Here is a 13209-nt window from a genome sequence, read left to right as displayed (position 1 = left end):
GGTTTCCCTGATGTTCCTCTACTCCCTGGGCGGGAGTGGTCGCAGGTGGCAGTCGTCCTTGGGTAGGAGCACATCCGTACCCGAACAGTGCGGTAATAGAGGCAGGGCCCGTACTGTGGGTTCTGTTGGAGTGCTGGAGCTCAGTCCGTCAGAAGGGGGCGCGCGAAGCCCATGAGCGGTGTCATGAAGCGTATGGGAATGATCTTCCGCGCGAAGGCAAACAAGGCCCTTGACCGGGCCGAGGATCCGCGCGAGACCCTCGATTACTCGTACCAGAAGCAGCTGGAGCTGCTTCAGAAGGTACGCCGCGGCGTCGCCGATGTGGCGACCTCGCGCAAGCGGCTCGAGCTGCAGCTGAATCAGCTGCAGGGGCAGTCGTCCAAGCTGGAGGACCAGGGACGCAAGGCGCTCGCGCTCGGTCGCGAGGACCTGGCCCGAGAGGCGCTGTCCCGGCGCGCCGCCCTCCAGCAGCAGGTCACGGACCTGGAGACGCAGCACCAGACGCTGCAGGGTGAGGAGGAGAAGCTCACCCTCGCGGCCCAGAGGCTGCAGGCCAAGGTCGACGCCTTCCGTACGAAGAAGGAGACGATCAAGGCCACCTACACGGCGGCCCAGGCACAGACCCGGATCGGTGAGGCGTTCTCCGGCATCTCCGAGGAGATGGGTGACGTCGGCCTCGCGATCCAGCGGGCCGAGGACAAGACCCAGCAATTGCAGGCGCGCGCCGGAGCCATCGACGAGCTGCTGGCCTCCGGTGCCCTGGACGACCCGACCGGGACGGCGAAGGACGACATCGCCGCCGAGCTGGACCGGATCTCCGGTGGTACGGATGTAGAGCTGGAGCTGCAGCGCATGAAGGCCGAACTGGCCGGCGGCTCCTCCTCTTCCCAGCAGGCCATCGAAGGCGGTGCGCAGGACTCGGCACCGCAGTCGCAGCAGTCCCCGCACAAGTTCGACAAGCAGTAAGGGCGGCGTCATGATCGTACGGATCATGGGGGAGGGCCAGGTAGAACTGGCCGACAGTCATGTCGCCGAGCTGAACAAGCTCGACGACGTACTGCTCGCAGAGATGGAGAGCGGCGACGGCCCCGGCTTTCGCACCACTCTCCACGCGCTCCTCGACAAGGTGCGCGAGCTCGGCTCGCCGCTGCCGGACGACTCCCTGGAGCCGTCCGAGCTGATCCTGCCGGCTCCTGACGCGACCCTCGAAGAGGTGCGCGCCATGCTCCGTGACGACGGGCTCATCCCCGGCTGACCGAGCGCTTCGCTCCCCACTCCCGCACTGTGCCCCGCCCGGTCCCACCGGCGCGGGGCACAGTGGCACGGGCGTTCTGGGGCTCGGGGCCGTTCTGTGGTCGGATCCGCACACCGCAGGGACAGAAATGTGCGCGACACGCCGTACCGTAGCTTGACGTGACCACCCTCGGAACCGGGCTCGTGCGCGCCCGACGCTGGCTGCGCGGCCATCCCCTGGTATTCGACGCGGCGCTCGCCCTGGCCGTGCTCGCCTGCATGATCTGTGCGTCGTTCGCCGAACCGAATCCGGGGCACGGGCCGATTTTCGGCGTCCGCACCCCCGAACCGTCGAGCGTGCTGCTCATGGTGCTCGGCGCCGGCGCACTCGTGCTGCGGCGGCGCGATCCCATGGCGGTACTCGCCGTGACCGGGCTGCTGTCCGCCGCCGAGTTCACCCTCATGGACCCGCCCGCCCCCGTGGTGATGAGTGCGGTCATCGCGCTCTTCACCGTCGCGTCCCGCACCGACCGCCCCACCACCTGGCGGGTCGGGCTGCTGACGATGGCGGTGCTGACCGTGGCGGCGATGGTGGTCGGCTCGACGCCCTGGTACAGCCAGGAGAACCTCAGCGTGTTCGCCTGGACCGGCATGGCCGCAGCCGCCGGTGACGCGGTCCGCAGCAGACGCGCGTTCATCGACGCGATCAGGGAACGCGCCGAGCGGGCCGAGCGGACCCGTGAGGAAGAGGCCCGACGGCGGGTCGCCGAGGAGCGGCTGCGGATCGCCCGGGACCTGCACGACGTCGTCGCCCACCACATCGCCCTGGTCAACGTCCAGGCCGGGGTGGCCGCCCACGTCATGGACAAACGCCCCGACCAGGCCAAGGAGGCGCTCGCCCACGTCCGTGAGGCCAGCCGCTCCGCACTGCGCGAGCTCAGGACCACGGTCGGGCTGCTGCGCCAGTCCGGCGACCCCGCGGCGCCCACCGAGCCGGCCCCCGGCCTCGCGGTCCTCGGCGAGCTCGTCGACACCTTCCGCAACGCGGGACTCCCCGTCGAGGTGGCCTGCACCGACCGGGACAGCCCGTTGCCCGCGGCCGTCGACCTCGCGGCCTACCGGATCATCCAGGAAGCGCTCACCAATGTGCGCAAGCACGCGGGTGCCGACGCGAAGGCCGAGGTGAGCGTCGTACGGGTCGGGAGCACCGCGGAGATCACGGTGCTGGACAACGGCAGGGGCGCGCCGAGGCCCGCGGACGACGGAACGAACCCGTACGAGGAGCGCGACGGCGGCGGCCACGGCCTCATCGGCATGCGCGAACGCGTCACCGCGCTCGGCGGCACCCTCACCGCGGGCCCCCGTTACGGCGGCGGATTCCGGGTCCATGCGATCCTGCCCGTCATGACGCGCACGGGTGAGCCGGAGAAGCCGGGCACGGCGGACAGCACGGGGGGACGCGCATGACACCGATCAAGGTGCTGCTGGCCGACGACCAGGCGCTGCTGCGCAGCGCGTTCCGGGTGCTGGTCGACTCGGAGCCCGACATGCAGGTCGTCGGTGAGGCCGCGGACGGCGCACAGGCGGTGGAACTGGCCCGCTCGACCCGCGCCGATGTGGTGCTGATGGACATCCGGATGCCCGGCACCGACGGGCTCGCCGCCACCCGGATGATCAGCGCCGATCCGGATCTCGCGGGTGTACGTGTCGTCATGCTCACCACCTTCGAGGTGGACGAGTACGTGGTGCAGTCCCTGCGCGCGGGTGCGTCCGGCTTTCTCGGCAAGGGTGCCGAACCGGACGAGCTGCTCAACGCCATCCGCATCGCCGCGGCAGGGGAGGCGCTGCTCTCCCCGGTCGCGACCAAGGGGCTCATCGCCACGTTCCTTGCTCAGGGCGGCAGCGCGGGCGAGGGTCCGGACGCCGCGGCGTACGCCGAGCGGCTCGGCGCGCTCACCGTGCGGGAGCGCGAGGTGCTCGTCCTGGTCGCGGGCGGGCACTCCAACGACGAGATCGCCGAGCGGCTCGCCGTCAGCCCGCTCACCGTGAAGACCCATGTCAACAGGGCCATGGCGAAGCTGGGCGCCCGGGACCGGGCCCAATTGGTTGTCATTGCGTACGAATCGGGCCTGGTGCGTCCCAGGGCGGAGTGACGGGTGGAGATCCGGCGTACTCCAGCTGCGGTATGCGCGACATAAGAATGCAACCCGGGGGGCGACGAATCCGTCCCCGGGATCGGCGATCGTATAGGCGGGCGGGCTGTGTCCCCCTTTTTTCTGCTCCCTGAGCAGCCGCCCATCTGCCGCGTAAGCCACAGAAGAGAGACCCACCCATGTCCTGGCTGTCCAGATTCAGCCTCGCGCAACGGGCCCTTATCGGGCTGATCTCGATCGTCGCGCTCGTTTTCGGAGCGATCGCGATCCCGCAGCTCAAGCAGCAGCTGCTGCCCACCATCGAACTCCCGATGGTGTCGGTGCTGGCCCCCTATCAGGGTGCGTCCCCCGATGTGGTCGAGAAGCAGGTCGTAGAACCTCTCGAGAACGCCATCAAGGCCGTCGACGGCGTCGAGGGCATCACCTCGACCGCCAGCGAGGGCAACGCCGTCATCATGGCGAGCTTCGACTTCGGTGACGAAGGCACCAAGCAGCTCGTCGCGGACATCCAGCAGGCCGTGAACCGTGCCCGCATCCAGCTGCCCGAGGACGTCGACCCGCAGGTCATCGCCGGTTCGACGGACGACATCCCGACCGTCGTCCTCGCCGTCACCTCCGACAAGGACCAGCAGGCGCTCGCCGACCAGCTGGACCGCACGGTCGTCCCGGCCATCGAGGACATCGACGGCGTCGGCCAGGTCGCGGTCGACGGCGTCCAGGAACTCCAGGTCTCCGTCGTCCCCGACGACAGGAAGCTCACCGCCGCCGGATTGAACGCCGGCTCGCTGGCCCAGGCCCTCCAGGCCGGCGGTGCCACCGTCCCGGCCGGTTCCTTCTCCGAGGCGGGCAAGAGCCGCACCATCCAGGTCGGCGGCTCCTTCACCTCGCTGAAGCAGATCGAGGACCTGAAGGTCTCCGCGCAGAACCCCGCCACCGGCAAGCCCGGGAAGCCGGTCCGCGTCGGCGACATCGCCACGGTGAAGCAGGAGCCCTCCACCGCGGTCTCCATCACCCGTACGAACGGCAAGCCGAGCCTCGCCGTGATGGCCACGATGGACAAGGACGGCAGCGCCGTCGCCATCTCGGACGCCGTCCAGGACAAGCTCCCCGACCTGCGCAAGGACCTCGGTTCCGGCGCCGAGCTGACCGTCGTCTCGGACCAGGGGCCGGCCGTCTCCAAGGCGATCTCCGGCCTGACCACCGAGGGCGCGCTCGGACTGCTCTTCGCGGTCATCGTGATCCTGGTCTTCCTCGCGTCGATCCGCTCGACCCTGGTCACCGCGGTCTCCATCCCGCTGTCCGTGGTCCTCGCGCTGATCGTGCTCTGGACCCGCGACCTCTCGCTGAACATGCTCACGCTGGGCGCGCTCACGATTGCGATCGGCCGGGTCGTCGACGACTCGATCGTCGTCCTGGAGAACATCAAGCGGCACCTCGGCTACGGCGAGGAGCGCCATTCGGCGATCATCACCGCGGTCAAGGAAGTGGCCGGCGCGGTCACCTCCTCCACGCTCACCACCGTCGCGGTCTTCCTGCCCATCGGTCTGGTGGGCGGCATGGTGGGCCAGCTCTTCGGCTCGTTCTCCCTGACCGTCACCGCGGCCCTCCTGGCCTCCCTGCTGGTCTCGCTGACCGTGGTCCCGGTCCTCTCGTACTGGTTCCTGCGCGCCCCCAAGGGCACCGCCGAGAACCCGGACGAGGCGCGCCGCAAGGCCGAGGAGAAGGAAGCCGCGAGCCGGCTCCAGCGGCTCTACGTCCCCGTGCTGCGCTTCGCGACACGGCGCCGTGTCACCAGCATCGTCATCGCCTTCGTGGTGCTGTTCGGCACCTTCGGAATGGCACCCCTGCTGAAGACCAACTTCTTCGACCAGGGTGAGCAGGAAGTCCTCTCCATCAAGCAGGAGCTGACCCCCGGCACCAGCCTGGAGGCGGCCGACGCCGCCGCGCAGAAGGTCGAGAAGGTCCTCGCGGCCGACGACGGCGTCAAGGACTACCAGGTCACCGTCGGCTCCTCCGGCTTCATGGCGGCCTTCGGCGGCGGTACGGGAGCCAACCAGGCCTCCTACCAGGTCACCCTCAAGGACTCGGCGGACTTCGACGCCACCCAGGACAGGATCGACGAGGCCCTCGGCACGCTCGACGGCATCGGCGACACGACGATCGCCGCGGGTGACGGCTTCGGAAGCCAGGACCTGAGCGTCGTGGTGAAGGCCGCGGACGCGGACATCCTGAAGAGGGCCTCCGAAGCGGTCCGGACCGAGGTGGCGAAGCTCGACGACGTCACCGACGTCCAGAGCGACCTGGCGCAGAGCGTTCCGCGTATCTCGGTCAAGGCCAACGACAAGGCCGCGGATGCCGGATTCAACGAGACCACGCTCGGCGCGGCGGTCGCCGGCGCGGTGCGCGGCACCCCGTCCGGCAAGGCGATCATGGACGACACCGAGCGTGACGTCATCGTGAAGTCGTCCAGCCCGGCCACCACCATGGCCGAACTGAAGGCCCTGAAGCTCGGCCCGGTCCAGCTGGGTCAGATCGCCGACGTGAAGCTGGTCCCCGGGCCGGTCACGATGACCCGGATCGACGGACAGCGCGCGGCGACGATCACCGCCAAGCCGACCGGTGACAACACCGGCGCGGTCAGCGCCTCGCTCCAGACGAAGATCAACGCCCTGGACCTCCCGGACGGCGCCACCGCATCCATCGGCGGCGTCTCCCAGGACCAGGACGACGCCTTCATGAAGCTGGGCCTCGCCATGCTGGCGGCCATCGCGATCGTCTTCATGCTGCTGGTGGCCACCTTCCGGTCGCTCATCCAGCCGCTGATCCTGCTGGTCTCCATCCCGTTCGCGGCGACCGGCGCCATCGGCCTCCTCGTCATCACCGGCACCCCGATGGGCGTCCCGGCGATGATCGGCATGCTGATGCTGATCGGCATCGTGGTGACGAACGCGATCGTGCTGATCGACCTGATCAACCAGTACAGATCGCAGGGGATGGGCGTCGTCGAGGCAGTCGTCGAGGGCGGCCGCCACCGTCTGCGCCCGATCCTGATGACGGCACTGGCGACGATCTTCGCCCTCCTCCCGATGGCGCTCGGCGTCACCGGCGAGGGCGGGTTCATCTCCCAGCCGCTGGCGGTCGTGGTGATCGGCGGTCTGATCACCTCCACGCTGCTGACGCTGCTCCTGGTGCCGACGCTCTACGCGATGGTCGAGCTCCGCAAGGAGCGCCGCGCCAAGAAGAAGGCGGCCAAGCGCGAGGCGAAGGCGGGCGTCACGGCCCCCGGGACGCCGGAGGAAGCCACCTCCGACGAGCCGGAGCCCGCGAAGGCCTGACGGCCCTCGTAGCGACACAGGAAGGCCCCCGACGCCGTACGACGGCGTCGGGGGCCTTCCCTTTCAGGCGACGTGTGGGAACGGCCGCGCGGCCGGGCCCGGGCAGGCGCCCCTGCCGCGGCCGGGTCCGCCCCCGTCACGCCCTACGGCAGTGCCAGCATCCGCTCCAGCGCGAACTTCGCGTACTTCTCCGTCTCCGGGTCGACCTGGATCCGGTTGACGAGGTTCCCCTCGGCCAGCGACTCCAGTGTCCACACCAGGTGCGGCAGGTCGATCCGGTTCATCGTCGAGCAGAAGCACACCGTCTTGTCGAGGAAGACGATCTCCTTGTCCTCCGCGGCGAAACGGTTCGCCAGGCGGCGTACCAGGTTCAGCTCCGTACCGATGGCCCACTTCGAACCGGCCGGGGCCGCCTCCAGGGCCTTGATGATGTACTCGGTCGAGCCCACGTAGTCCGCGGCCGCCACGACCTCGTTCCTGCACTCCGGGTGGACCAGCACGTTGACACCCGGGATCCGCTCCCGCACGTCGTTGACGGACTCCACCGAAAAGCGCCCGTGCACCGAGCAGTGCCCGCGCCACAGGATCATCTTCGCGTTCCGCAGCTCCTCGGCGGTGAGGCCGCCGTTCGGCTTGTGCGGGTTGTAGAGGACGCAGTCCTCCAGGGTCATCCCCATGTCCCGCACGGCGGTGTTGCGCCCCAGGTGCTGGTCCGGCAGGAAGAGCACCTTCTCGCCCTGCGCGAAGGCCCACTCCAGCGCCCGCTTCGCGTTCGACGAGGTGCAGATCGTCCCGCCGTGCCGGCCGGTGAAGGCCTTGATGTCGGCGGAGGAGTTCATGTAGGAGACGGGAACGACCTGGTCGGCGACGCCCGCCTCCGTCAGCACGTCCCAGCACTCGGCGACCTGCTCCGCCGTGGCCATGTCGGCCATCGAGCAGCCCGCCGCCAGGTCCGGCAGGACGACCTTCTGGTCGTCACCGGTCAGGATGTCCGCGGACTCGGCCATGAAGTGCACGCCGCAGAAGACGATGTACTCCGCCTCGGGCCGCGCGGCCGCGTCCCGGGCGAGCTTGAACGAGTCGCCGGTGACGTCCGCGAACTGGATGACCTCGTCGCGCTGGTAGTGGTGTCCGAGGACGAAGACCTTGTCCCCGAGCTTCTCCTTGGCTGCGCGAGCGCGCTCCACGAGGTCCGGGTCGGACGGGGAGGGCAGGTCGCCGGGGCATTCGACGCCGCGCTCACTCCTCGGGTCGGCCTCGCGGCCGAGCAGCAGCAGGGCGAGGGGTGTCGGCTGGACATCCAGGGGCTGGGCGGTGGTCACGACACGCACCCTTTCTTTTCTGCGAACTCTGCGAACAAGCCTTTTCGTCTAATTGACGCTATCTATCATAACCGGATCACGTCAGATTGACGATGCCGATAGCGTCGATGTGACGCATCCCGCCGAGGGTGCGGTGTGCGAGCATGAAGGGAACAGACAAGCGCCCGGCCCGGAATGAATCCGAGGCCCCGATGGTTGGACCGTCGGCAAGCACTCCGTACAACCCGGGAGAGAAGCAGATGTCCGTATCGGACGAGACCACCACCGTGAGCGACGGCATCCTCCTGTCCGACGCCGCCGCAGACAAGGTCAGGACCCTGCTGGAGCAGGAGGGCCGTGACGACCTCGCTCTGCGCGTCGCCGTTCAGCCCGGAGGTTGCTCCGGCCTGCGCTACCAGCTCTTCTTCGACGAGCGCTCGCTCGACGGCGATGTCGTCAAGGACTTCGGCGGCGTCAAGGTTGTCACCGACCGCATGAGCGCCCCGTACCTGGGCGGCGCCTCGGTCGACTTCGTGGACACGATCGAGAAGCAGGGCTTCACGATCGACAACCCGAACGCCACGGGCTCCTGCGCCTGCGGTGACTCCTTCAGCTAGACCTGACGCGACAGCGGCGGCGCTCCCGGACCCCGGGAGCGCCGCCGCTGTCGTCCGCGTGCGGTGCGGCTTCAGCCGCGCGGCACCGTCGCGCCCGACGCGTCGAGCACCTTCCGGCCGTCGAGCGGCGCGTCCAGTGTCACCGTCCGTGTCAGTTCCTTGGCGATCATGATGCAGGCCTTCCCGGGCTCCGGCTCCGACTCCGTGACCGTCACCCGGACCGTCGACCCGCTCTCCTCGGCGTGCGCCGCGTACGTATTGCAGACGCCGCCCCAGAACGTCACGTCCAGCGTCCGCCCGTCGGCGCTGTACGAGATGACCTGCCGCCCGCTGCCGGTCGCGTCACCCGGGTCCGTCCCCGGGTCCTTCGTGGGCTCGGGCGCCGGCTCCGTGCCGTCCTTCTTCGCCAGGTAGTCCGGGTCCACGGCGACCTGGGTGACGGTGCTCCCGGGGCCACCGCCGTCGGGCCGCACGGAGAAGATCCACGACGGGACGAGCGTCTGCTCCCCGTCCACGTACTGCGCCGCGAGTCCCAGAACAGCCTTGTCGACCGTCATGGTGGTGGCCACCGGCGCCCCGCTCCGCGAGGCGCAGCCGGTCTTCGGCGAGGACGGGTCGCCCTCCAGCGGTACGGGTGACGCGCAGCCGCCGACGGACGGCTTCGCGTTCCGCCGGTTCTCGGCGTTCAGCTGCTTCAGCGCCTCGTCCGCACCGATCACCGGGTAGGTGTCGCCCTTCTCCAGGCCCTTCAGCTGCCCGCTGCCGCCGACGACCTCGCCACCGGCGCCCACCTGGATCCCTGTGGACCAGCCGTAGGTCGGCAGCCCGCCGACCTCGGGGTCGGCATTCACCACCCGTACGGAGCCCATCACCTGGCGCGCGTCGAGTGCGGCGCCGCCCTGCCCCACGGCCTTGAGCACCGGCACCGCCGCGGCCTTGGCGGCCTTCTCGCTCACCGGCGAGCCGGTGCCGGTCCCCGGTGCCGCGTCCTTCGAGCAGACCGAGACCGACTCGCAGGCGTCCGGGCCGCCGGGGCTGTACCGGGCGAAGGTCCAGGTGCCGGGAGCCTGCTCGGTCACCCGCAGGATGGGTCCCGACCCGTCCCCGTCGACGCCCACCTTCCAGGCAGTGCCGTCGGCGCGCGGCGTCCCCTGCACCCCGAGGGCCTTCGCCAGGCGGGCCACCTCGGCCGACGTCACCGTCCCCGCCGCGCGGTGGACGGCGGCCTTGTCCGGACCTTCGGGCAGGTCTCCCGAGGCGCGGTAGACGGTCCCGCCGCCGTGGGGATCCGGCTCGCCCGGCGCGATGCCCTGCGGAGGCGCCGAGGGGCCGCTGTCCGCAGCGATGTTCAGCGAGAGCAGAGGGGGCGAGCCGGGGTCGGGGCCGAGTCCGGGGCCGGCTTCGCCCGGAGTGTTCGACGCCCAGTACAGCCCGCCGCCTCCGACCAGCAGCACAGCTGCCGCCACCGACGCCACCGCGAGCGGTGAACGCCGCCGCCGGGGGCCGGTCACGTCATTCTCGGGTTGCTCGGTGCTCACCGGATCGCTCCTTCGACTGCATAGCCGCCACTGGCTCAACGCCTGTCCCCCGAGTGGGGACAACGGTGGGACGGAGCAGGGGAGCGTGCGGTTCCACCGCGGTGCGCGGGGGAGCCGCCCCTACGGACGACCGGTCAGTCCCCGTACTCGGACATGGCGTCGATCAGGCGGGCCGAGGAGGGCGGCACCGTGACCCCGTGAATCAAGGACGGCGTCACCGGCTCAGTGGCAGTCTTCACGGGTACGACCCAGTGGGGCGCCATGCGTGCACAGTCACCTCGCAGCTCAGCCAGGCTCATCTCGGACTCGCGCGAAACGATGTTGTTCCTCATATCCGCACCGTACGCACGGTGGAGCTCAGGTAGAAAGACCTACTATCGGGTAGTTTTCCCCTTCAGGTCCGATGGCGCCACCGGGTAGCGTGAACTGTCATGCCGTCCCGGAGGGCGCGCTCACGCGTTCCCTTCGCCTTCCGCAGGAGCAGCCTCCCCGTGCGCATTGCAGTCACCGGCTCCATCGCCACCGACCACCTCATGACCTTCCCCGGCCGATTCGCCGACCAGCTGGTCGCGGATCAGCTGCACACGGTCTCGCTGTCCTTCCTGGTCGACAACCTTGACGTACGCCGCGGCGGTGTCGGCGCCAACATCGCGTTCGGCATGGGGCTGCTCGGCACCGAGCCGATCCTGGTCGGCGCCGCCGGGGCCGACTTCGACGACTACCGCGCATGGCTCGACCGGCACGGCGTCGACACCGAATCGATCCGGATCTCCGAGGTCCTGCACACGGCGCGCTTCGTCTGCACGACGGACGCCGACCACAACCAGATCGGCTCCTTCTACACGGGCGCGATGAGCGAGGCCCGGCTGATCGAGCTGAAGAGCGTCGCCGACCGCGTCGGCGGCCTGGACCTCGTCTCCATCGGAGCCGACGACCCCGAGGCGATGCTGCGCCACACCGAGGAGTGCCGCTCCCGCGGGATCCCGTTCGCCGCCGACTTCTCGCAGCAGATCGCCCGGATGGACGGCGACGAGATCAGGATCCTCCTCGACGGCGCCACGTACCTCTTCTCCAACGAGTACGAGAAGGGGCTCATCGAGTCCAAGACCGGCTGGAGCGACGAGGAGATCCTCTCGAAGGTCGGCCACCGCGTCACCACCCTCGGAGCCCGCGGCGTCCGCATCGAGCAGGCCGGTCAGGACCCGATCGAGGTCGGCTGCGCCGAGGAGGAGCGGAAGGCCGACCCCACCGGCGTCGGCGACGCCTTCCGGGCCGGCTTCCTCTCCGGCCTCGCGTGGGGCGTGGGCCTGGAGCGTGCCGCCCAGGTCGGCTGCATGCTCGCGACCCTGGTCATCGAGACGGTCGGCACCCAGGAGTACACCCTGCGCCGCACCCACTTCATGGACCGCTTCACCAAGGCGTACGGCGACGAGGCCGCCACCGAGGTCCGGGCGCACCTCTCCTAGGACGGGCTCACACGAGCCGGCGGACCACGAAGGCCGAACCCCGGTCCGCCGGCTCCTCACCCACGTACTCCTGCTCGCGCATCTCGCACCAGGCGGGAATGTCGAGCCGGGCGGCCTCGTCGTCGGCGAGGACCGTCACCGTGCCGCCCACGGGTACCTCTCCGATCACCTTTGCGAGCTCGATCACCGGAATCGGGCAGCGCCTGCCGAGTGCGTCGACGACCAGCGAGGCGGCTGAGGCGGGGGAGGGGACCACCGCGGCGGGAGCCCCGAGCTTCTCCCGTACCCCCGCCACCAGGCCGGGAAGCACCTCCAGGAACCGGTCGACCTCGGCGTCGGTGGTCCCGGCGGGGAGCGACACGCGGATGTTTCCCTCCGTGAGCACCCCCATGGCTTTGAGGACATGGCTGGGAGTCAGCGTGCTGCTTGTGCAGGACGAACCGGATGAAACAGAGAATTCCGCCCGGTCCAGCTCATGCAGCAGGGTCTCTCCATCGACATAGAGACAGGAGAAGGTCACCAGGTGCGGCAGCCGCCGCACCGGATCGCCGACCACCTCCACATCGGGCACCACACCGGCCACCGCGGTGCGGATACGGTCCACCAGGGCCCGCAGCCGTACGGACTCCGCCGCCGCTTCGGCGCGCACCGCGCGCAGCGAGGCCGCCGCGGCCACGATCGCCGGGATGTTCTCGAAGCCCGCGGCGCGGCCCGACTCCCGTTCGTCGGCGGCGCCTTGGGGGGCGAACCGGACACCTTTGCGGACGGCGAGCAGGCCGACCCCCGCGGGTCCGCCCCACTTGTGGGCGCTGGCGGTCAGCAGGGACCACCCGCCGGGCACCGGCCCCCACCCCAGCGACTGCGCGGCGTCCACCAGGAGGGGAACGCCGGCGTCGGCGCAGATCCCGGCGGTCTCGGCCACCGGCTGCACGGTCCCCACCTCATGGTTGGCCGACTGCAGGCAGGCCAGCGCCGTGTCCGCCCGCAGCGCCCGGCCGTACGCCGACGGGTCTACCGCACCGGCCCGGTCCACCGGCACCTCGGTGAACGACCCACCCGCCGCCTCCAGCGCCGCAGCGGAGTGCAGCACCGACGAGTGTTCGACTGCGGAGACCACCAGATGGCGGCCGACACGCCGACGGCCGTGAAGGGCCCCGGCCATCCCGGAGTGCACCGCCCGGGTGCCCGAGGAGGTGAAGACGAGCTCGTCAGGCCGGCATCCGACGGCCTCCGCCGCGGCCTCCCGGGCCGCGTCCAGCAACAGTCCGGCCCGCCGCCCCTCGCGGTACAGGCGGGCGGGATCGGCCCAGCCCTCGTCCAGCGAGGCAAGCAGCGCCTGACGGGCGACGGGGTGCAGGGGAGCGGAGGAGGCGGTATCGAAGTAGGACACACCGCCACGCTAGCCCGCACCGGCGCCGACCTGGGGGCGGGCCGCCGCCCGAGCCGGGAGAGGGAGCGTCAGATGACCGCCGGAGGGCCGGATTCCACCCCTTCGGGGAGTCGGGCGGCGCGTTGGGCACCCTCCCCGCGCGACCCCAAATAGCGTCCAGTAGGGTTTGGTCCGCA

Annotated in this window: 11 protein-coding genes; 7 read left to right on the top strand and 4 right to left on the bottom strand. The window is 70.2% G+C overall.

Annotation, left to right across the window (positions count from 1 at the left end; all coding sequences use genetic code 11):
- Positions 1 to 183 precede the first annotated feature (183 nt).
- From ABZS61_RS00350 to ABZS61_RS00330, 5 genes are all read left to right on the top strand, one after another.
- Positions 184 to 966: a PspA/IM30 family protein gene (locus ABZS61_RS00350; protein ID WP_351173641.1), complete on the top strand. Its 783-nt coding sequence runs from the start codon at positions 184 to 186 to the stop codon at positions 964 to 966.
- 10 nt (positions 967 to 976) lie between these two features.
- Positions 977 to 1255, top strand: coding sequence for a hypothetical protein (locus ABZS61_RS00345; RefSeq protein ID WP_356413796.1), 279 nt, complete (start codon positions 977 to 979; stop codon positions 1253 to 1255).
- A 158-nt stretch (positions 1256 to 1413) separates the two neighbouring features.
- Complete coding sequence (locus ABZS61_RS00340; protein ID WP_356413793.1) at positions 1414 to 2700, top strand: histidine kinase; 1287 nt, start codon at positions 1414 to 1416, stop codon at positions 2698 to 2700.
- The gene (locus tag ABZS61_RS00335; protein ID WP_329211868.1) at positions 2697 to 3386 is read left to right on the top strand and encodes a response regulator transcription factor; all 690 of its coding nucleotides are present in this window, start codon (positions 2697 to 2699) and stop codon (positions 3384 to 3386) included. The genes ABZS61_RS00340 and ABZS61_RS00335 overlap by 4 nt, the downstream gene beginning before the upstream one ends.
- Before the next feature lie 179 nt (positions 3387 to 3565).
- Positions 3566 to 6721: an efflux RND transporter permease subunit gene (locus ABZS61_RS00330; RefSeq protein WP_356413790.1), complete on the top strand. Its 3156-nt coding sequence runs from the start codon at positions 3566 to 3568 to the stop codon at positions 6719 to 6721.
- Between the two features lie 143 nt (positions 6722 to 6864).
- Here ABZS61_RS00330 and nadA read toward each other — a convergent pair whose 3' ends face one another.
- Positions 6865 to 8052: a quinolinate synthase NadA gene (gene nadA / locus ABZS61_RS00325; RefSeq protein WP_356413787.1), complete on the bottom strand. Its 1188-nt coding sequence runs from the start codon at positions 8050 to 8052 to the stop codon at positions 6865 to 6867.
- Positions 8053 to 8282: 230 nt separating this feature from the next.
- Here nadA and ABZS61_RS00320 point away from each other — a divergent pair, with 230 nt between their 5' ends.
- Positions 8283 to 8639 (top strand): iron-sulfur cluster assembly accessory protein, encoded by a 357-nt coding sequence (locus ABZS61_RS00320; protein WP_056784314.1) that lies wholly within the window; start codon positions 8283 to 8285, stop codon positions 8637 to 8639.
- A 71-nt stretch (positions 8640 to 8710) separates the two neighbouring features.
- Here ABZS61_RS00320 and ABZS61_RS00315 read toward each other — a convergent pair whose 3' ends face one another.
- Together ABZS61_RS00315 and ABZS61_RS00310 are read right to left on the bottom strand one after the other, a co-directional pair.
- Positions 8711 to 10177, bottom strand: coding sequence for a hypothetical protein (locus ABZS61_RS00315; RefSeq protein ID WP_356413784.1), 1467 nt, complete (start codon positions 10175 to 10177; stop codon positions 8711 to 8713).
- Positions 10178 to 10311: 134 nt separating this feature from the next.
- The gene (locus tag ABZS61_RS00310) at positions 10312 to 10509 is read right to left on the bottom strand and encodes a hypothetical protein (protein ID WP_356413781.1); all 198 of its coding nucleotides are present in this window, start codon (positions 10507 to 10509) and stop codon (positions 10312 to 10314) included.
- A 159-nt stretch (positions 10510 to 10668) separates the two neighbouring features.
- Between ABZS61_RS00310 and ABZS61_RS00305 the strand changes: the two genes are divergently transcribed.
- Positions 10669 to 11643: a carbohydrate kinase family protein gene (locus tag ABZS61_RS00305; protein ID WP_356413778.1), complete on the top strand. Its 975-nt coding sequence runs from the start codon at positions 10669 to 10671 to the stop codon at positions 11641 to 11643.
- 7 nt (positions 11644 to 11650) lie between these two features.
- Here the strand turns inward: ABZS61_RS00305 and ABZS61_RS00300 are convergent, their stop codons facing one another.
- On the bottom strand, positions 11651 to 13033 hold the full coding sequence (locus tag ABZS61_RS00300) for an aminotransferase class V-fold PLP-dependent enzyme (protein WP_356413775.1): 1383 nt from the start codon (positions 13031 to 13033) through the stop codon (positions 11651 to 11653).
- Positions 13034 to 13209: the final 176 nt, after the last annotated feature.

The organism is Streptomyces sp. NPDC005566 (assembly GCF_040605575.1).
Classification (GTDB): Bacteria; Actinomycetota; Actinomycetes; order Streptomycetales; family Streptomycetaceae; genus Streptomyces.
The sequence above is the reverse complement of the archived record's forward strand: the minus strand, read 5'-3'. Positions and strand labels throughout refer to the sequence as shown.

Bases quoted from the DNA above. Each gene is read 5' to 3' on its own strand.
- ABZS61_RS00350 (WP_351173641.1), top strand. From the start codon at position 184: ATGAAGCGTATGGGAATGATCTTCCGCGCGAAGGCAAACAAGGCCCTT.
- ABZS61_RS00345 (WP_356413796.1), top strand. From the start codon at position 977: ATGATCGTACGGATCATGGGGGAGGGCCAGGTAGAACTGGCCGACAGT.
- ABZS61_RS00335 (WP_329211868.1), top strand. From the start codon at position 2,697: ATGACACCGATCAAGGTGCTGCTGGCCGACGACCAGGCGCTGCTGCGC.
- ABZS61_RS00330 (WP_356413790.1), top strand. From the start codon at position 3,566: ATGTCCTGGCTGTCCAGATTCAGCCTCGCGCAACGGGCCCTTATCGGG.
- ABZS61_RS00320 (WP_056784314.1), top strand. From the start codon at position 8,283: ATGTCCGTATCGGACGAGACCACCACCGTGAGCGACGGCATCCTCCTG.
- ABZS61_RS00310 (WP_356413781.1), bottom strand. From the start codon at position 10,509: ATGAGGAACAACATCGTTTCGCGCGAGTCCGAGATGAGCCTGGCTGAG.